This window comes from Streptomyces sp. NPDC002536 (genome assembly GCF_053594995.1).
On the sequence record NZ_JBSFWU010000098.1, the window covers coordinates 14,705 to 28,868 of the forward strand.

Sequence of the window (14,164 nt, forward strand, 5' to 3'; positions counted from 1 at the left end):
GGCCGCGCTGTACACCGCCCAGGCCCAGGCGTGGCGGGCGCGCGTGACCGGTCAGGCCAACTGGTCTCCCCAACCGCCCTGGATCATGGTCTGGAACGCCCACGAGTCGCCCCGCCGGACGAGGATGTCCGCGTAGCGCAGCCGCTGTGTCCGCCCCTCCACGGTCATGACCGAGTCGGTGAAGACCACGGCGAGGGAGGGGCCGAGGAAGACCGGGGTGCGGGTGGACTCGAAGGTGATGTCCTCGTCACCGTCCCCCATGATGCGGGTCATGGCTGCGACGAACTGCTGCCGGTCCCACTGGGTGCTCGCCCCCTGCCCCGCGGAGTCGTCGCTCACGAGGTTGAGCGGGAAGACCGCGGCGTCGGCCATGGCCTCGATGTCGCGTCGGCCACTGGCTGCGTCGTACGCGGCGAACCACTTCTGGATTCCGGACAGTTCCTCGTCAGTGGGGCAGTAGCCGGTGTCGGGCAGAACCGTCACGATCTCTCCTCCGTGCTGGTGCACACATGGGACGTACCGGCAGCAGCGTCAGGCATGCCGGACCTACTGCCACGAAGGTAAGCCGGAGCGATTCATTAGTCAAACTTGATTAGTCGGCCTGCTCGGCAGACGAACCGGACGAAGGAGCGCAACGGCCGCACCAGCGCCAGCAGCAGACCGGCGACGGGCAGTGCGAGCAGCAGGATCTGGAGGCAGGCCGAGAGCACCGCGAGCGGCTGAAGGCCCGCCGCGCCGGCGCGTGCGATCAGCAGGACCGCTGTCTGCCAGTCCGCCTGGAGCAGTTGGGGCAGATTGACGACCACCATGCCCAACTGGAGGGTGAGCGCCGGAACCAGGAACAGGACCCATACGGTGACGACGATTTGAGGCCATCGCTTGAGATCCCGGAGCCGGTCGTCCTGAGGCCTGCGCAGCAGGACCCGCTTGAGAATGGGGGCGATGTATTTGAAGAGGTCGGGAATGCCGACCAGGTCCGCGACGATGTAGTAGCCGTCGAACCGCAGCGTGGGAAGCAGCTGTTGAATGATTTCGAGATGGACGGAGAGGATCGCCACGAGAAGCAGCGGGAATCCGGTGAGCGCGTAAACGCCCAGCAGCCCGAGAGTGAACAGTGCGTTGAAGTAGACGCCGCCCAAGTCGGCCCGGATGCGCCCGGCACGGCCCAGCCGATAGGAGTTGGTGATGTCGGTGTAGAAGGCGGGCCACACGAGATAGATGCCGCATCCCATGGCGCCGGGCCGTACGCCCCCGTACCGGCACGCTGCGCCGTGGCCCAGTTCGTGAAAGGCGCACGAGGCGACGGCCAGCAGAACGACGAGGAGAACGCTGGACGGGGCCGACAGCACTTCCTGCAGTGCGGCACCGGTGTTCTGCGTCGTCCACAGCCACGCTTCACCCGCCACGAAGGCACAGATGCCGAGCGCGACGAGCAGCGGACGGAACAGCCACGCGAAGAGCCCCGAGAGAAACCAGGTGACGTGCTCGGGGACGACCGCCAGCCGGAAACGGAAGGAGAGGAACGGGTCGGTCCTGGGTGTGGGCGGAGGCGGCGAACCGTCGCTGTGGGTGGTGATGCCGAGCGGTGCGAGTTTCTCGTCGATGAGGAATGCGACGTGCGCGGCGGTGAATTGCCGGCCCGTCTCCCGGCTGAGCTCGTCCGCCACCAGCGCCGTGATCGCCCGGCCGTCGTCCGGCGGCCCGTCCTGACGCTCCCGGTGCCGGCCGTCCAGCGCTCTGACGACCCGGTACAGCAGGGCCGGGAGCCGCACGAGCTGACCGTCGGGGCGGCAGACCAGGTGGGGCGGTTCGCGGTAGCCGGAGTCCTCGAACTCGCCGACCAGCTCCGTCCCGTCCACCAGCCCGGGCTCCCCGCCCCGGCCGTCCGGCGCTCGCCGCCGCCCCGGTGGTGACCCGGCCTCGCCGGTGCGCGGGGCGGATGGCAGGGACATGGGCGCTCTCCAGGAATGGCGGGGCGGGCGGACGGCCTGCGACAGTGGGGGAGGGCCGGGTGCACCCGGCCCTCCCTGGCGGCTGCGGAGAGCCGCCGGCCGATCAGTGGCTCGAGATGGCCGCGGGGGTGCAGGTCATGTTGCTGGCAGGGTTCTCGGAGCCCAGGCCGAGCGAACCGAGCAGCCCCGGGGTTCCCTGCCGGTCGATGGACTGGCAGGACGACAGGATCGTGGTGCCGTGGTCGCTGGGGGCGGGGGCGAAGACGCCGCCGCCCGTGGCCGCCGCGGAGCTGCTGCTGCCGGCGCCGGCGCTGCTGCCGGGGCCGCCCCCGTGGTTGAACGGAGTGGCCAGGACGCCCAGGACGGTCCGCTCGGGCAGCACCTCGCCCGCGATCTTGTCGAGCTCCTCGAAGCTGATGGGGTTCTCCATGCCGTTCCCTTTCTCTCGTTTCCGCGGTTTCCGCATTCGGATCGCCGGAGCGGCAACCCGAAATCGTCCTCGAAGAGCCCCCGTTGCGGAGGGCGCCAAGGACGAATCCTTGTCTTCCGACGACGTGCAGGCGTACGAAGGCGTCTGAAGGCATGCGAATGCGCTCGACTTCCGCGTGCGCGCTGCTGGTTGTCGTCGGCGGTGATACGGCGAAACTGAACAGGGCGAGCTGTCACCCGTGAACCGACCGGCCGGGCCGGTCAGTTCCGTGGAAAGTCGATCGGTGGAAAGTCGATCGGTGAAGTCAGGAAGTCGATGAATACAGGTGCGGCGGTCATTGACGGGAAATGGCCGCGGGAATACAGGTGGTGGTGTACCCAGGAGTGCTCGGAGCCAACCCCAACGCGACGAGGAGACCCGGGCTGGGGGCATCCTGTCGATACTGACAGGCATAGGCCACCGTCGTCCCGTGGTCCGTTCTCACCAGCATCGGGTACACGGCCTGTTCGGCGCCTGCCGGTGAGACGCTCGACAACGCGATACGCGGCGGAAGCTCCTCCCCGCATACCCGGTCGAGCTCTCCGAAGGTCACGGCGGACCCCATCCCTGGTTCCCTCCCTCTGGGACGACGCCGTCGCGCCCGGCCCTCCACCGTTCGCCCCCGCCGGCGCATACGGACACAACAGCCGTGGCTGTCCGTGTCCTTGCCGTCCCCCACAGAGGCTAGCCCGAATAGGAATACACGACACGTCGCCAATGCGCTGATCACCCAGTCGTGTCGGAGCGGTCCCCCGGGAGGGGGTAAACGGTGCAGCGCCCTGACGGTGTTGGCGAAAACCCTGTCAGGTGTGGAACGTTCGCCCGGGCCGACGTCGGCCCGGGGGCCGGGTGCGGAAGCCGTCACGGCCGCCGCTGGATCGTGCGGTGAGCGGCCGTGGACACTGGCATGGTGAACACCACCTCTGCCGACGATGGCGCACCAGTACGAGCAGGCTATCGGCGGTCGGCAGGCTCTCCGCGGGGCGAGGCCAGACGCCGGGAACTGCTCGACCGGGTCGCCGACGACCTCGCGGCCAACGGAATCCCCGACTTCTCGCTCCGGCGCGCGGCACGGGCGGCCGGCACCACGCACAAGGTGCTGCTCTACCACTTCGACGGAGCGGACGACCTGCTCCGGCAGGCGGTACTCGCGCTGCGCGAACGGCGCACGGACATGGACAACGCGCTGGTTGCCGCCGCCCGTGATCCGGCCCACCGAACGCTGGCAGCACGTGTACGCGCCGCGTGGCCGGCCCTGAAGAGGGAGCAGTCGGGGGCGCGGGTGCTCGAGCAGGCCGTGGGCCTGGCCATGTGCAACCCCGGCCGTCATGGCGGGATCGCCAGGACGGCGGCGCAGGAGTACCTGCCCGCCGTACTGTCCCTCTGCCCGGCGGACTGGTCCGACCGACGCAGGCTGGAGGTCGCCGCGATGACTCTGGCGACGCTCCGGGGCCTGCTGCTCGAACTGGCGACGAGCGGGGATTCCGTGGGCGTCGACGCGGGGTTCGAGGCGCTGGTCCGCGCGCTGGAGCGGGAGGAGGCCGCCGGGGGTTGAGGGGGGCCGACGGGTCGGCAGCGCAGGGTTCGGTCCGCGTGCCGGTGCGCCGCAAGTTCACTGCCGAGAGCGTGGGCACGGGAGTGGATCGCCCCTGAATGCCGCCCACTTGATGCCACTGACGCCGCATCACGGCAGCAGGATATTCCCCTGACAATTTGTGAACCGCATGGTTCACTTTCTCGTGAGGCGGTCGGCCCGGACACGCCACGGGGGTGCGGGTCCGGGCCGGGAGGGGTGTTCACCTCACCGTGGCAGCGGTCCGCCGTCGAGCTCCCGCTCACCCGGATATGTCCCGCCGCCGCAGCGCCGCCAGGCCTGCGCCGGTCAGGGCAATCCCCAGGATCAGCAGACTCAGGACCGGGAGCCAGTGCATCGGCGTACCGGGCAGCTTGGGGAGATGGCCGAAGGGGGAGAGATCCAGGGCGGCTTGAGGGAGGTTCAGGGCGGGGCCGATCCAGCCGAGGGCGAGGCAGACCCCGACGACGCCCCACGCCGCCGGGGCCGCCTTCGGGAGCGCCCCGTACAGCAGCACCGTCAGACCCGCCAGGACCCATATCGCCGGGACCTGGATCAGCGCGGCGCCCAGGATCCGTCCGAAGCCCTCGCCGCAACCGGCCGCCAGGCCGAGGCCGCCCACCGTCATCAGCAGCACCGAGCCGCCGAATGCGATCACCAAGTGGCCTGCGGCCCACGGCAGTCGGCCCACCGCGTTCGCAAGGACCGGCTCGGCCCGGCCTCCCGTCTCCTCGCTGTGCAGGCGCAGCACCGACTGCGCGGCGTACAGCGCGGCGACCATGCCGAGCAGGCCGATGATGGCGGCGAGATAGGCGTTGGTGAGCCCGGTCTGGCCGCCCATGCGCTGGAACATCTCCTTCGTCTGCTCGTTGTCGCCGAGCAGCCGCGTCGCTCCCTTGGCCATGCCGCCGAACAACAGCCCTGCCAGGGCGAATCCGGCCGTCCAGCCGGTGACGGCGCCGCGCTGCAGACGCCAGGCGAGCCCGTACGCGGTGGTCATGCGTCCCTCGGCCGGGCCCGGCCGGGGCGGCACGAGCCCCATGCCGATGTCGCGTCGCCCGGCGAGTGCGTAGGCCACGGCGCTCTGGGCCGCGGCCGCCGCCACGAGCAGGAGCAGCGCCCACCAGCGCTCGCCGGCGTAGGGCCGCACGTTCTCCGCCCAGCCCAGCGGGGAGAGCCAGTTGAGCACCGACGAGGCATCGCGGGTCGAGGTGTCGCCCGCCGCTCGCAGCACGAAGGCGGCGCCGAGCACGGCCCCCGCGAGCCCCTTGGCGAGCCGCCCGCTCTCGGTCAGCTGCGCCGTGATCGCCGCGACACCGGCGAATGCCATCCCGGTCGCGCCGACGGTGAGCCCGAGCGCTGCCGAATCCGCCGCGGAACCGGTCGACCCGGCGAGCCCCGCCGTGGTGATCAGAGCCACGCCGGCATTGGCGAGCAGTGCCGTCAGCAGGGCCGAGGTGAGCGGCGCGTGCCGCCCCACACAGGCCGAGGACAGCAGTTCCTGGCGGCTCGTCTCCTCCTCGTCCCGGGTGTGGCGCACAACGATCATGAGGCTCATCACGGCGGCCAGCACGGCCATGGCTCCGCCCAGCCGCCAGGCGTTGAGCGCGCCGAGGGAATCGGCGAAGACCGGGCCGTAGAGGGCGCGCAGCGAGCTGTTGCCGTTCATCGACTCGGCGAGGTCGGCCCGCTTGGCCGCGGTGTCGTACAGCTTCGCCAGGGTGCCGGCCCCGCTGACCAGCGTTCCGCCGAGCGCCAGGATCCACACCGGGAGCATCAGCCGGTCCCGGCGGAGCGCGAGCCGCAACAGGGCACCGGTACCGGCGAGCCGGCCGGAGGGCCTGCGGTGGCGGGCGATTGCGGGGGCGGTTGCCGTGGTCATCGCGAGGCCGCCGCTTCGCCGGGTGCGCTGCTGCCGATGTCGTCCTGGTAGTGGCGCAGGAACAGCTCCTCCAGGGTCGGGGGAGTCGAGGCGAGCGAGCGGACCCCGGAGGCGGTGAGCGAGCGGAGCGCCGCGTCGATCTTGTCGGTGTCCACCTGGAACGTGACCTGCAGGCCCTGGACGTCGAGGTGGTGCACCCCGGGCAGCCGGGAGAGCCCGTCGGGCGGGCCGGCCAGCTCGGCCGTCACCGAGGTGCGGGTGAGATGCCGCAGCTCGGCGAGCGAACCGGTCTCCACGGTCCGGCCCTTGCGGATGATGCTGACCCGGTCGCAGAGCGATTCGACCTCGCTGAGGATGTGGGACGACAGCAGGACGGTCCGGCCGCGATTGCGCTCGTCCTCGACGCAGCTCTGGAAGACCTCTTCCATCAGCGGATCGAGGCCGCTGGTCGGCTCGTCCAGGATGAGCAGCTCCACGTCCGAGGCGAACGCGGCGACCAGGGCGACCTTCTGCCGGTTCCCCTTGGAGTAGGTGCGGCCCTTCTTGGTGGGGTCGAGCTCGAAGCGGTCGAGGAGCTCGGCGCGCCGCTGCGCGTCGAGGCCGCCCCTCAACCGCCCGTACAGATCGATGACTTCGCCGCCGGAGAGGTTGCGCCACAGTGTGACGTCCCCCGGTACGTATGCGATGTGCCGGTGCAGCTCCACCGCGTCGTGCCACGGATCCCGGCCGAGCACCTGGGCGGCGCCGGAATCGGCGCGCAGCAGCCCCAGCAGGACGCGGATGGCGGTGGACTTCCCGGCGCCGTTGGGCCCGAGGAAGCCGTGGACCTCACCGGCCTCGACCGCGAGGTCGAGGCCGTCCAGTGCGTGGGTGCGCCCGAACGACTTGTGCAGTCCGGCGACCGTGATGGCCTTCGTCATGTTTTTGAATGTACAGTAGTTTCACGAACTTGTGAAGATAAGGAACCATGTAAAGTTCAAGAGTGCGGGACAGGGCGGACGAAGGAGGCGGCGGGCCCATGAGTGGCAAGAGCGGCAAGAGCAGTGACGGCGCCGGAGCGGCACCGGCGGACCGGGGCCCGGACGAGGTGTCCCGCTTCGTGGAGCGGTTCGCCTCCGAGCTCGCCGAGGCGGGCATGCAGCGGATGGCCGCCCGCGTCTTCGCGGCCCTGCTCTCCTCCGAGAGCGCCTCGATGACCTCGGCGGAGCTGGCCCTGGCTCTGCAGATCAGCCCGGCCGCCGTATCCGGCGCGGTCCGCTACCTCTCCCAGGTCGACATGGTCAGCCGCGAGCGCGAGCCCGGCTCGCGCCGCGACCGGTACGTCGTGCACAACGAGATCTGGTACGAGAGCCTCACCCGCCGCGACCAGTTGCTCGCCCGCTGGGAGAAGCTCCTCCGCGAAGGCGCGGAGACCCTCGGCGGTGTGAGCACTCCCGCGGGGGTGCGGCTGATCGAGACGGCGGCGTTCATGCACTTCCTGCAGGGCGAGATGCAGACCATGCTGGAGCGCTGGCGCGCCCACCGCGCGACCCTGGACCTCCCGCCGGTGCCGTCGTCCGGCGCGTAGACGATCCACGGCGATCTGCGGCGATCTGTGGTGATCCGCGACGACCCGTACGGGGAAACCCGCGCCCGGCGGAGGCGCCGGGCTACTGCACCTTCGTGAACTCGGCCGTTCCGCTGTAGACGAAGAGCTTGTCGTGGACGCCGACCGGACTGGCCGGGAAGGCCCTGAGGAAGGACGGGCCCGCGGAGTCGGCCAGGTGCAGGGAAACCGAGGTGGTCCTGACGGACGGGTATGCGACCGTGACGTGCCCGGGGTTGATCGAGTAGGTGAGGAAGGTGACATGGGCCGGCCGGGCGCCGTCGATCGAGAGGTCCGCCGTCGCCGTGCGGCTGTCGATGCGCATGATCAAGTTGTGTACGTCGAGCCGGTGTTGGGGCGTGTACAGGCGCAGGCCGCCCTGGAGCGGGATCTCGCCGGCCGTCAGGTCGGTGGAGAGCGTGCCCTTGCCCGACAGAGTCGCACAGCCCCCCGAGGTCGACGCCCCCTCGATCCCGGTCAGGCTCGTGCCGGTGCCCTTGGCCAGGCAGAACGTGTTCTTGCCGGTGATCGGGAGCGCAGGGCCGACCAGGGCTGCGCCGATGGCCCCGAGTGCCGTCAGTGCGGCGAAGGAAGCGAGGACGAGCTTCGGCCGCTTGAGAATCCGCATACTCCGCATACGCTGTGCAACGACGTCGGCTCCGGCCGGTCACTTCACCGCCTCGCACGCACTGCGTGCGCATTCCATGACCGGACGATGACAAGCCCCTTTTCGTCGTTTTTCGCGTGATTGGCTCACCTGACAGGCGACGACAGGGAGCGGTCGGATGAGGTCGGGGTTCACGGCGGAGAAGGTCAAGGCGGAGAAGGCCAGGGCGAAGTTCACGGCGATGCGGGGCACCCTGGGCGCGCTCGGGGCGGCGCTGACGGGGATGGCCGCGCTGACGTGCGCCGTGGTGCTGGGGCCGAACGGCCCGGCGGGCGCCGCAGAGGACAACCGGCCGGACCCCGATCTGCCCGCCCCCGCCGTCGAGATGAGCATCTCCCGGCAGGCGGAGGACCCGGGCAAGGCCGTCAATCTGACCCTCGACGACGGCCCCGACCCGACGTGGACCCCCAAGGCACTGGAGATACTGGACTCCTTCGGCGCCAAGGCGACGTTCTGCATGACCGGCCCCAACGCCCAGGCGCACCCGGACCTGGTGAAGAAGGTCGTCGCGGCGGGGCACCGGCTGTGCAACCACTCGGTGAGCCACGACACCGCCATGGACAAGAAGCCCGTGGCCTATCAGAGCAAGGAGATCCTCGACGCGAAGCGGATGATCGACGAAGCGTCCGGCGGGGCGCCGCTCCGCTACTACCGGGCACCCGGCGGCGCGTTCACCCCGCAGAGCCGTCAACTGGCCGCCGCCCACGGGATGCGCAGCCTGGGCTGGAACGTGGACCCGGGCGACTACCGGAAGCCCGGCGCCGACACCATCGTCACGACGGTCAAGCGGCAGCTCGTGAACGGGCCCACGGTTCTGCTCCACGACGGCGGAGGGGACCGCGCGCAGACGATGCAGGCCCTGGAGCAACTGCTGCCCTGGCTCAAGGAGCAGGGCTACACCTTCAGTTTCCCCAAGGCGTAGCCCGGGCGCTGGCCGACCGGTTCAGGACGACCGGTTCAGGACGACTGGGTGAGGGAGAAGGATCCGCCGGACAGAGGTCCCGGTGTGTAGCCCCCGCTGGACAGCGGCAGGGGTTTGGCGTTGCTGAACGGCTGCCCGTTCACCGTGACGCCGGTGAAGGTCAGGCGACTGAAGGACGGGTAGCTCTGCGAGGGCGACTCGATGACCGCCTCGGCGCTGGCGTTGCGCCCTTCGATGTTCTGGTTCACGCGCTCGGTCCAGCCCTGGGTGGTGTCGGTGAGCGTCAAGGCGTAGCTGTCCCCGCCGTTGAAGACGACGGAGGCGGTGATGCTGTCGCCCTCGCGCACGGGGTCGTTCCAGTACACCGGCGGGCCGGGATACATCTCGTAGAAGGCGGACAGTACGGGTGAACCGGTCGAGCAGTCGGTCTGCACGCCCGTCTGCTCGGCGGTGTTCGACCCGAAGCCGTCCAGGCCGACCCAGGGGGCGAACAGGTCGTTGGTGCTTCCGCAGGTGACGTGCGGTTCGGTCCATGAACCGCTGATGCCGGTGAAGCTGCCCTGTGCGACGTAGCCGCCCCAGTTGCTGTCCAGGTACGTATGCAGGACAGGGGTCGCGGATGCGGTGGCCGCGTGTGCGGCTCCCTGGGGAAGTGCGAGTACGGCGATGCACATCGCAGTTGCCGCGATGCGCCCGCGCTTTCTCCTCCATGCCTTGATGCCCATGGCCGTCCTCTTTGCCCGGTATGTCCGACGGTCATGGGTGCGGTCCGGGCGTGTTCACCCTCATGAGCGACCGCCGCCGCGGCTCTGCTTGTGTGAATTGTGCGAACAAATTCGCAGGACGGGTCGTGGCGGTGCGTGCTACGTTCGAGAAGTTCGTGGTGATCCGATACGGGAATGAGGGGGAGGTGGGGCTGATGACGGCGCGTTCCCTCACTCCCGCCTCGCCGAGCGTGTGAGCTCACGGGGCTTTCCCTGTATGCACCTCACCATGGAACGGATCTTCTTCCCGCCATGCGCAACCGCAACCAGTGGATCACTCGCGCCGAGACCGGTGCCGACATTCCCGCCATCCGCGAGATCAACCTCGCCGCGTTCGACACCCTGCTCGAAGCCGACCTCGTCGACGCCCTGCGCGCCGACGGCTCCTGGATCGACGGCCTGTCCGTCGTCGTCGCCGGCCCGGACGGCACGCTCGTCGGCCATGCCCTGCTGACCCGCTGCCACATCGGCGACACCCCGGCCCTGTGCCTGGCCCCCGTCGCCGTACGGCCCGAGCAGCAGGGGAGCGGTGCCGGCTCCGCCGCCGTCCGCGCCGCCCTGAACGCGGCCGAGGAGAAGGGCGAGCACTGCGTCGTCGTCCTCGGACACCCGGAGTACTACCCGCGCTTCGGCTTCACCCGCGCCTCCGCCCACGGCATCGGCGTGACCTTCGACGTCCCGGACGAGGCCCTGATGGTCCTCTCCTTGGACGAATCCCGCCCGCTGCCGCGCGGCACCGTCCGCTACGCGGCACCCTTCGAGATCTGACGCACAGGCGACCGCGCTGCCCGTGCGGCCGGAGGCCCGTCGGCCAAGGTGCCGAAGGCTTCCGGCCGCACGGGTTTGGGAAAGGATCCGTGCCGCCAGGATCCATCGAGCAGTGCCATGTGTGGTGCGACAGAAGGGACCTGCGATGCCAGAGGTGTCAGCCGGGCGACTGCCGGCCGTGACGGCCGTGACCGTCGTGTCGGAAGAGGTGCGGGAGGCGCTGGACCGCGGTCGGCCGGTGGTTGCGCTGGAGTCGACGATCATTGCCTACGGCCTGCCGCGGCCGCGGAACCTCGCGGTGGCGGAGGAGCTGGAGCAGCTCGTGCGGGACGGCGGCGCCGTTCCCGCGACGATCGCGGTGCTGGACGGGCGGCCCCGTATCGGCCTGGACAAGGCGCAGTCGGCGCGGGTGGCGGGCGAGGACGGCATCCGCAAGCTCGGGCACCGGGATCTGGCACCGGCCGTGGCCGCGGGTGCGAGCGGGGCGACGACGGTGTCCGCGACCGCGTTCCTGGCCGCACGGGCCGGGATCCGGGTCTTCGGCACGGGCGGCCTGGGCGGGGTGCACCGGGAGTGGACGCGGACCCAGGACGAGTCGGCGGACCTGCACCTCCTGGCCCGCGAGCGGATCGCCGTGGTCTGCGCGGGGGTGAAGTCGGTCCTGGACGTGCCGGCCACGCTGCAGCGCCTGGAGACGCTGGGCATCGGTGTCCTGGGCTTCCGCACCACGCAGTTCCCGGGCTTCTACCTGCGCAGCTCCGGCGAACCGGTCGACTGGACGGCCGAGTCGGCGGAGGAGGTCGCCGCCGTGCTGCGCGCCCAGGACGCGCTCGGAGGCCCGCCCTCGGCGCTGGTCGTCGCGAACCCGGTCTCCGAAGCGGAGCAGTTGGACCCGGCGCTGCACGACCGCGTGCTGGCCGGGGCGCTGGAAGCCTGCGCCCGGGAGGGGATCTCCGGCCAGGCCGTCACCCCCTTCCTCCTCGACCACCTCGTCCGGCACACGGGTGGTGCATCGCTGGAGGCCAACGTGGCCGCGGTGCGCGGCAATGTGCGGCTGGCGGCCGAGGTCGCCGTGGCGTACGCGTCGGTGTCATGACGGGCGGTACGGGCGGGGCGCTGCTCGTCGTCGGCGATGTGGTGACCGATGTCGTCGCCCGCCACCGCACACCGCTCGCCCCCGCGACCGACACCGAGGCCCGCATCACCACCCTCCCGGGCGGCGCGGGTGCCAACGTGGCCTGCTGGGCGGCCCGTTCGGGCATCCGCGACGTGCGCATCCTGGCCCGGGTGGGGCAGGATGCGGCGGACTGGCACGAGCGCTCGCTGCGCGCAGCAGGCGTCCGCCCGCATCTGGTGCTCGACCCCGACGTCCCCACCGGCACGGTCGTCTCCCTGGTCGGCGCGGACGGCGAGCGGACGTTCCTCACCGACAGCGGCGCGGTGCTGCGCCTGTCCGCCGCCGACTGGAGCGACGGCCTGCTGGCCGGAGTCGGACACCTGCACGTCTCGGGCTATCTCTTCTTCGCCGACGCGAGCCGCGCGCTCGCCCGGCTGGCGATGGAGGCGGCCCGTGCCCGGTCCGTGCCGGTGAGCGTCGACCCGGCCTCGGCGGGTTTCATCGCCCGCTTCGGTGTGGACCGTTTCCTGACGGCCGTTGCCGGGGCGGACGTTCTGCTGCCCAACTGCGACGAGGCGGCACTCCTCACGGGACTGCCGGAGCCCGGGGACGCGGTGGCGAAGCTGAGCCGGAACTTTCCGCTCGTGGTCTCCACTCTCGGCCCGCGGGGCGCGGTGGTGGCCCGCTCCGGCGCGGTCGTCGGCCGGGTTCCGGCCGAGGCCGTCACCGTCGTGGACACCACTGGCGCCGGTGACGCCTTCACCGGGGCGTGCCTGGCGGCCTGTCTGGCGGGCCACGACCCGGTCACCGCTGCGCGCCTCGGCTGCCGGGCAGGCGCCGAGGCGGTGACCGTCATCGGCGGGCGCCCGCCACAGCAGTCACAGAAGCCCCCGGGTATAACACCTCTATGACGCACGTGACTTTACGCCGCACCCCCCTGGCCGTGGCCCTCGCCCTGGCAGCACTCCTGGTCCCGGCCGCCTCCGCGACGGCGGCAGCCGGGCCGCGGGCCGGCTCCTCCTCCGCCGTTGCCGCCCCGGACCGGGCGGTGGTGGCGGGACTGCAGCGGCACGCCCATCCGCTGCGCAGCACGGCACCCGGCGGCTCCGGGAGCGACCTGGCCGCGTTCGGTGCGATGACCCGGGGCGCGACGGTCGTCGGCCTCGGCGAGGCCTCGCACGGTTCGAAGGAAGTCTTCACCGTGAAGGACCGGTTGTTCCGGTACCTGGTCGAGCGGGAAGGGTTCTCCGCCCTCGCCACGGAGATGAGCTGGTCGGCGGCGGCCCGGCTGAACACCTACGTCCTGACCGGCGAGGGCGACCCGCAGCAGATCATGCGCGAGGAGTTCCAGGACGGGTACCTGCTGCTGAACACCGAGGAACTCCTCACCATGTTCCGCTGGATGCGGGAGCACAACCGCACCAGCGCCCACAAGGTCCACGTCGTGGGCATGGACTTCTCCGACGCCGGCCCGGAGCAGTACGAGCGCATCCTGACCTGGGCTGCCGCCCACGAACCCGCCCTCGTACCCGAACTGCGCAGCCGCTACGCGGCACTTCGCGCCCTGCCCGGCGGGGTCGCCACGCGCATGGCCGCGCACAACGCCAAGCCGCTCGCCGAGCGGAAGGCCATCGCCGAGGACGCAGCGGCCGCCCATCAGCTGCTGGCCAAGGCGGACAAGCAGGATCCCCGCGTGCTCGAAGAGGCCTGGATCATCTCCCAGCTGGCCACGTCCTACACCTTCGACATCGACGACCCGGCCCAGGCGGCCGCCATGGGCCGCCAACGCGACCGCGTCATGGCGGAGATCGCCGTGTGGTGGCAGCGGCAGACCGGTGACCGCGTCGTCGTGTCCGCCCACGACGGTCACATCTCCTACGAGACGGTCATGCCCGCCTACTACCCCGTCACCACGGGCGCGGCCCTGCGCGAGCTCATCGGCAGCAAGTACTTGGCCGTCGGCACGTCCCTCTACGAAGGCGACTACCGCGCCCGGACGTCGGCCGATGCAGAAGGGGTCTTCTCGGTCGGCCCCGCCGCGCCGGGCAGCAATGAATACACCCTCGACAAGGTCCGCTACCGCGACTTCTACGTCGACCTGCGTGCGGCAGGCCACGACCCGGCCGTGCGCGACTGGCTGAACACGGCCCGTCCGACGTTCGTCATCCCCGGCCGGTACCCGAACCAGCCGGCACCGCCGCTCGCGCTGGGCCGCGCGTACGACGCCGTCGTGCACCTGCACCAGGTGCACGCATCGGACCTGTTGCCGTCGGCGGATCCGGCCCCGGCGCGCTAGGCCGTGTCCGGCGCCCCTTCGCGCCCCGTCAGGGGCGCGGGGAACTGCGCGCTCAGCCATGACGCGCCTGCCGCCGAGGTTCTCGGGGCTTCGCCCCGGACCCCTGGGGTGGTGCGTCGGCTGCGGGCCGGTGGGGGCTGGTCGCGCAGTTCCCCGCGCCCCTGACGGG

At 71.0% G+C, this 14,164-nt stretch carries 14 protein-coding genes; 7 read left to right on the plus strand and 7 right to left on the minus strand.

The window, feature by feature from the left end; genetic code table 11:
• Positions 1–51 precede the first annotated feature (51 nt).
• From ACWD4B_RS28145 to ACWD4B_RS28155, 3 genes are all read right to left on the minus strand, one after another.
• Positions 52–483 carry a nuclear transport factor 2 family protein gene (locus ACWD4B_RS28145; RefSeq protein ID WP_451423389.1) on the minus strand — a complete coding sequence of 144 codons (432 nt, stop codon included), beginning with the start codon at positions 481–483 and terminating at the stop codon, positions 52–54.
• 95 nt (positions 484–578) lie between these two features.
• The gene (locus ACWD4B_RS28150; RefSeq protein WP_451423390.1) at positions 579–1,952 is read right to left on the minus strand and encodes a hypothetical protein; all 1,374 of its coding nucleotides are present in this window, start codon (positions 1,950–1,952) and stop codon (positions 579–581) included.
• 103 nt (positions 1,953–2,055) lie between these two features.
• Entirely contained in the window at positions 2,056–2,382 is a 327-nt protein-coding gene (locus ACWD4B_RS28155; RefSeq protein ID WP_390775225.1) for a hypothetical protein, read from the minus strand.
• 949 nt (positions 2,383–3,331) lie between these two features.
• Between ACWD4B_RS28155 and ACWD4B_RS28160 the strand changes: the two genes are divergently transcribed.
• Positions 3,332–3,976 (plus strand): TetR/AcrR family transcriptional regulator, encoded by a 645-nt coding sequence (locus ACWD4B_RS28160; RefSeq protein WP_451423391.1) that lies wholly within the window; start codon positions 3,332–3,334, stop codon positions 3,974–3,976.
• A gap of 280 nt (positions 3,977–4,256) precedes the next feature.
• On the opposite strand, the gene ACWD4B_RS28165 is transcribed toward ACWD4B_RS28160, so the two are convergent.
• Together ACWD4B_RS28165 and ACWD4B_RS28170 are read right to left on the minus strand one after the other, a co-directional pair.
• A complete protein-coding gene (locus ACWD4B_RS28165; RefSeq protein ID WP_451423392.1) occupies positions 4,257–5,876 on the minus strand; it encodes an ABC transporter permease in 1,620 nt (539 codons plus the stop codon).
• Positions 5,873–6,796, minus strand: coding sequence for an ABC transporter ATP-binding protein (locus tag ACWD4B_RS28170; protein ID WP_451423393.1), 924 nt, complete (start codon positions 6,794–6,796; stop codon positions 5,873–5,875). The genes ACWD4B_RS28165 and ACWD4B_RS28170 overlap by 4 nt, the downstream gene beginning before the upstream one ends.
• A gap of 98 nt (positions 6,797–6,894) precedes the next feature.
• Between ACWD4B_RS28170 and ACWD4B_RS28175 the strand changes: the two genes are divergently transcribed.
• The gene (locus ACWD4B_RS28175) at positions 6,895–7,443 is read left to right on the plus strand and encodes a MarR family transcriptional regulator (protein WP_336412030.1); all 549 of its coding nucleotides are present in this window, start codon (positions 6,895–6,897) and stop codon (positions 7,441–7,443) included.
• 82 nt (positions 7,444–7,525) lie between these two features.
• On the opposite strand, the gene ACWD4B_RS28180 is transcribed toward ACWD4B_RS28175, so the two are convergent.
• Positions 7,526–8,089: a hypothetical protein gene (locus ACWD4B_RS28180; protein WP_451423394.1), complete on the minus strand. Its 564-nt coding sequence runs from the start codon at positions 8,087–8,089 to the stop codon at positions 7,526–7,528.
• A gap of 220 nt (positions 8,090–8,309) precedes the next feature.
• On the opposite strand from ACWD4B_RS28180, the gene ACWD4B_RS28185 reads away from it, so the two are divergent.
• Positions 8,310–9,050: a polysaccharide deacetylase family protein gene (locus ACWD4B_RS28185; RefSeq protein WP_451423400.1), complete on the plus strand. Its 741-nt coding sequence runs from the start codon at positions 8,310–8,312 to the stop codon at positions 9,048–9,050.
• A 35-nt stretch (positions 9,051–9,085) separates the two neighbouring features.
• Here the strand turns inward: ACWD4B_RS28185 and ACWD4B_RS28190 are convergent, their stop codons facing one another.
• Positions 9,086–9,775: a G1 family glutamic endopeptidase gene (locus tag ACWD4B_RS28190; protein ID WP_451423395.1), complete on the minus strand. Its 690-nt coding sequence runs from the start codon at positions 9,773–9,775 to the stop codon at positions 9,086–9,088.
• Positions 9,776–10,066: 291 nt separating this feature from the next.
• Between ACWD4B_RS28190 and ACWD4B_RS28195 the strand changes: the two genes are divergently transcribed.
• From ACWD4B_RS28195 to ACWD4B_RS28210, 4 genes are all read left to right on the plus strand, one after another.
• The gene (locus tag ACWD4B_RS28195) at positions 10,067–10,582 is read left to right on the plus strand and encodes a GNAT family N-acetyltransferase (RefSeq protein ID WP_451423396.1); all 516 of its coding nucleotides are present in this window, start codon (positions 10,067–10,069) and stop codon (positions 10,580–10,582) included.
• A gap of 145 nt (positions 10,583–10,727) precedes the next feature.
• The gene (locus ACWD4B_RS28200; RefSeq protein WP_451423397.1) at positions 10,728–11,678 is read left to right on the plus strand and encodes a pseudouridine-5'-phosphate glycosidase; all 951 of its coding nucleotides are present in this window, start codon (positions 10,728–10,730) and stop codon (positions 11,676–11,678) included.
• Positions 11,675–12,610, plus strand: a complete 936-nt coding sequence (locus ACWD4B_RS28205; RefSeq protein ID WP_451423398.1) for a carbohydrate kinase family protein — start codon at positions 11,675–11,677, stop codon at positions 12,608–12,610. Before ACWD4B_RS28200 ends, ACWD4B_RS28205 begins: the two co-directional genes overlap by 4 nt.
• Positions 12,607–13,995: an erythromycin esterase family protein gene (locus ACWD4B_RS28210; protein WP_451423399.1), complete on the plus strand. Its 1,389-nt coding sequence runs from the start codon at positions 12,607–12,609 to the stop codon at positions 13,993–13,995. Before ACWD4B_RS28205 ends, ACWD4B_RS28210 begins: the two co-directional genes overlap by 4 nt.
• The last annotated feature ends 169 nt before the right edge of the window (positions 13,996–14,164 follow it).

What these genes read in the sequence shown, in the direction of transcription:
- ACWD4B_RS28150 (WP_451423390.1), bottom strand. Translation starts at nt 1,952, where the DNA reads ATGTCCCTGCCATCCGCCCCGCGCACCGGCGAGGCCGGGTCACCACCG.
- ACWD4B_RS28155 (WP_390775225.1), bottom strand. Translation starts at nt 2,382, where the DNA reads ATGGAGAACCCCATCAGCTTCGAGGAGCTCGACAAGATCGCGGGCGAG.
- ACWD4B_RS28165 (WP_451423392.1), bottom strand. Translation starts at nt 5,876, where the DNA reads ATGACCACGGCAACCGCCCCCGCAATCGCCCGCCACCGCAGGCCCTCC.
- ACWD4B_RS28170 (WP_451423393.1), bottom strand. Translation starts at nt 6,796, where the DNA reads ATGACGAAGGCCATCACGGTCGCCGGACTGCACAAGTCGTTCGGGCGC.
- ACWD4B_RS28175 (WP_336412030.1), top strand. Translation starts at nt 6,895, where the DNA reads ATGAGTGGCAAGAGCGGCAAGAGCAGTGACGGCGCCGGAGCGGCACCG.
- ACWD4B_RS28180 (WP_451423394.1), bottom strand. Translation starts at nt 8,089, where the DNA reads ATGCGGATTCTCAAGCGGCCGAAGCTCGTCCTCGCTTCCTTCGCCGCA.
- ACWD4B_RS28185 (WP_451423400.1), top strand. Translation starts at nt 8,310, where the DNA reads ATGCGGGGCACCCTGGGCGCGCTCGGGGCGGCGCTGACGGGGATGGCC.
- ACWD4B_RS28190 (WP_451423395.1), bottom strand. Translation starts at nt 9,775, where the DNA reads ATGGGCATCAAGGCATGGAGGAGAAAGCGCGGGCGCATCGCGGCAACT.
- ACWD4B_RS28195 (WP_451423396.1), top strand. Translation starts at nt 10,067, where the DNA reads ATGCGCAACCGCAACCAGTGGATCACTCGCGCCGAGACCGGTGCCGAC.
- ACWD4B_RS28200 (WP_451423397.1), top strand. Translation starts at nt 10,728, where the DNA reads ATGCCAGAGGTGTCAGCCGGGCGACTGCCGGCCGTGACGGCCGTGACC.
- ACWD4B_RS28205 (WP_451423398.1), top strand. Translation starts at nt 11,675, where the DNA reads ATGACGGGCGGTACGGGCGGGGCGCTGCTCGTCGTCGGCGATGTGGTG.
- ACWD4B_RS28210 (WP_451423399.1), top strand. Translation starts at nt 12,607, where the DNA reads ATGACGCACGTGACTTTACGCCGCACCCCCCTGGCCGTGGCCCTCGCC.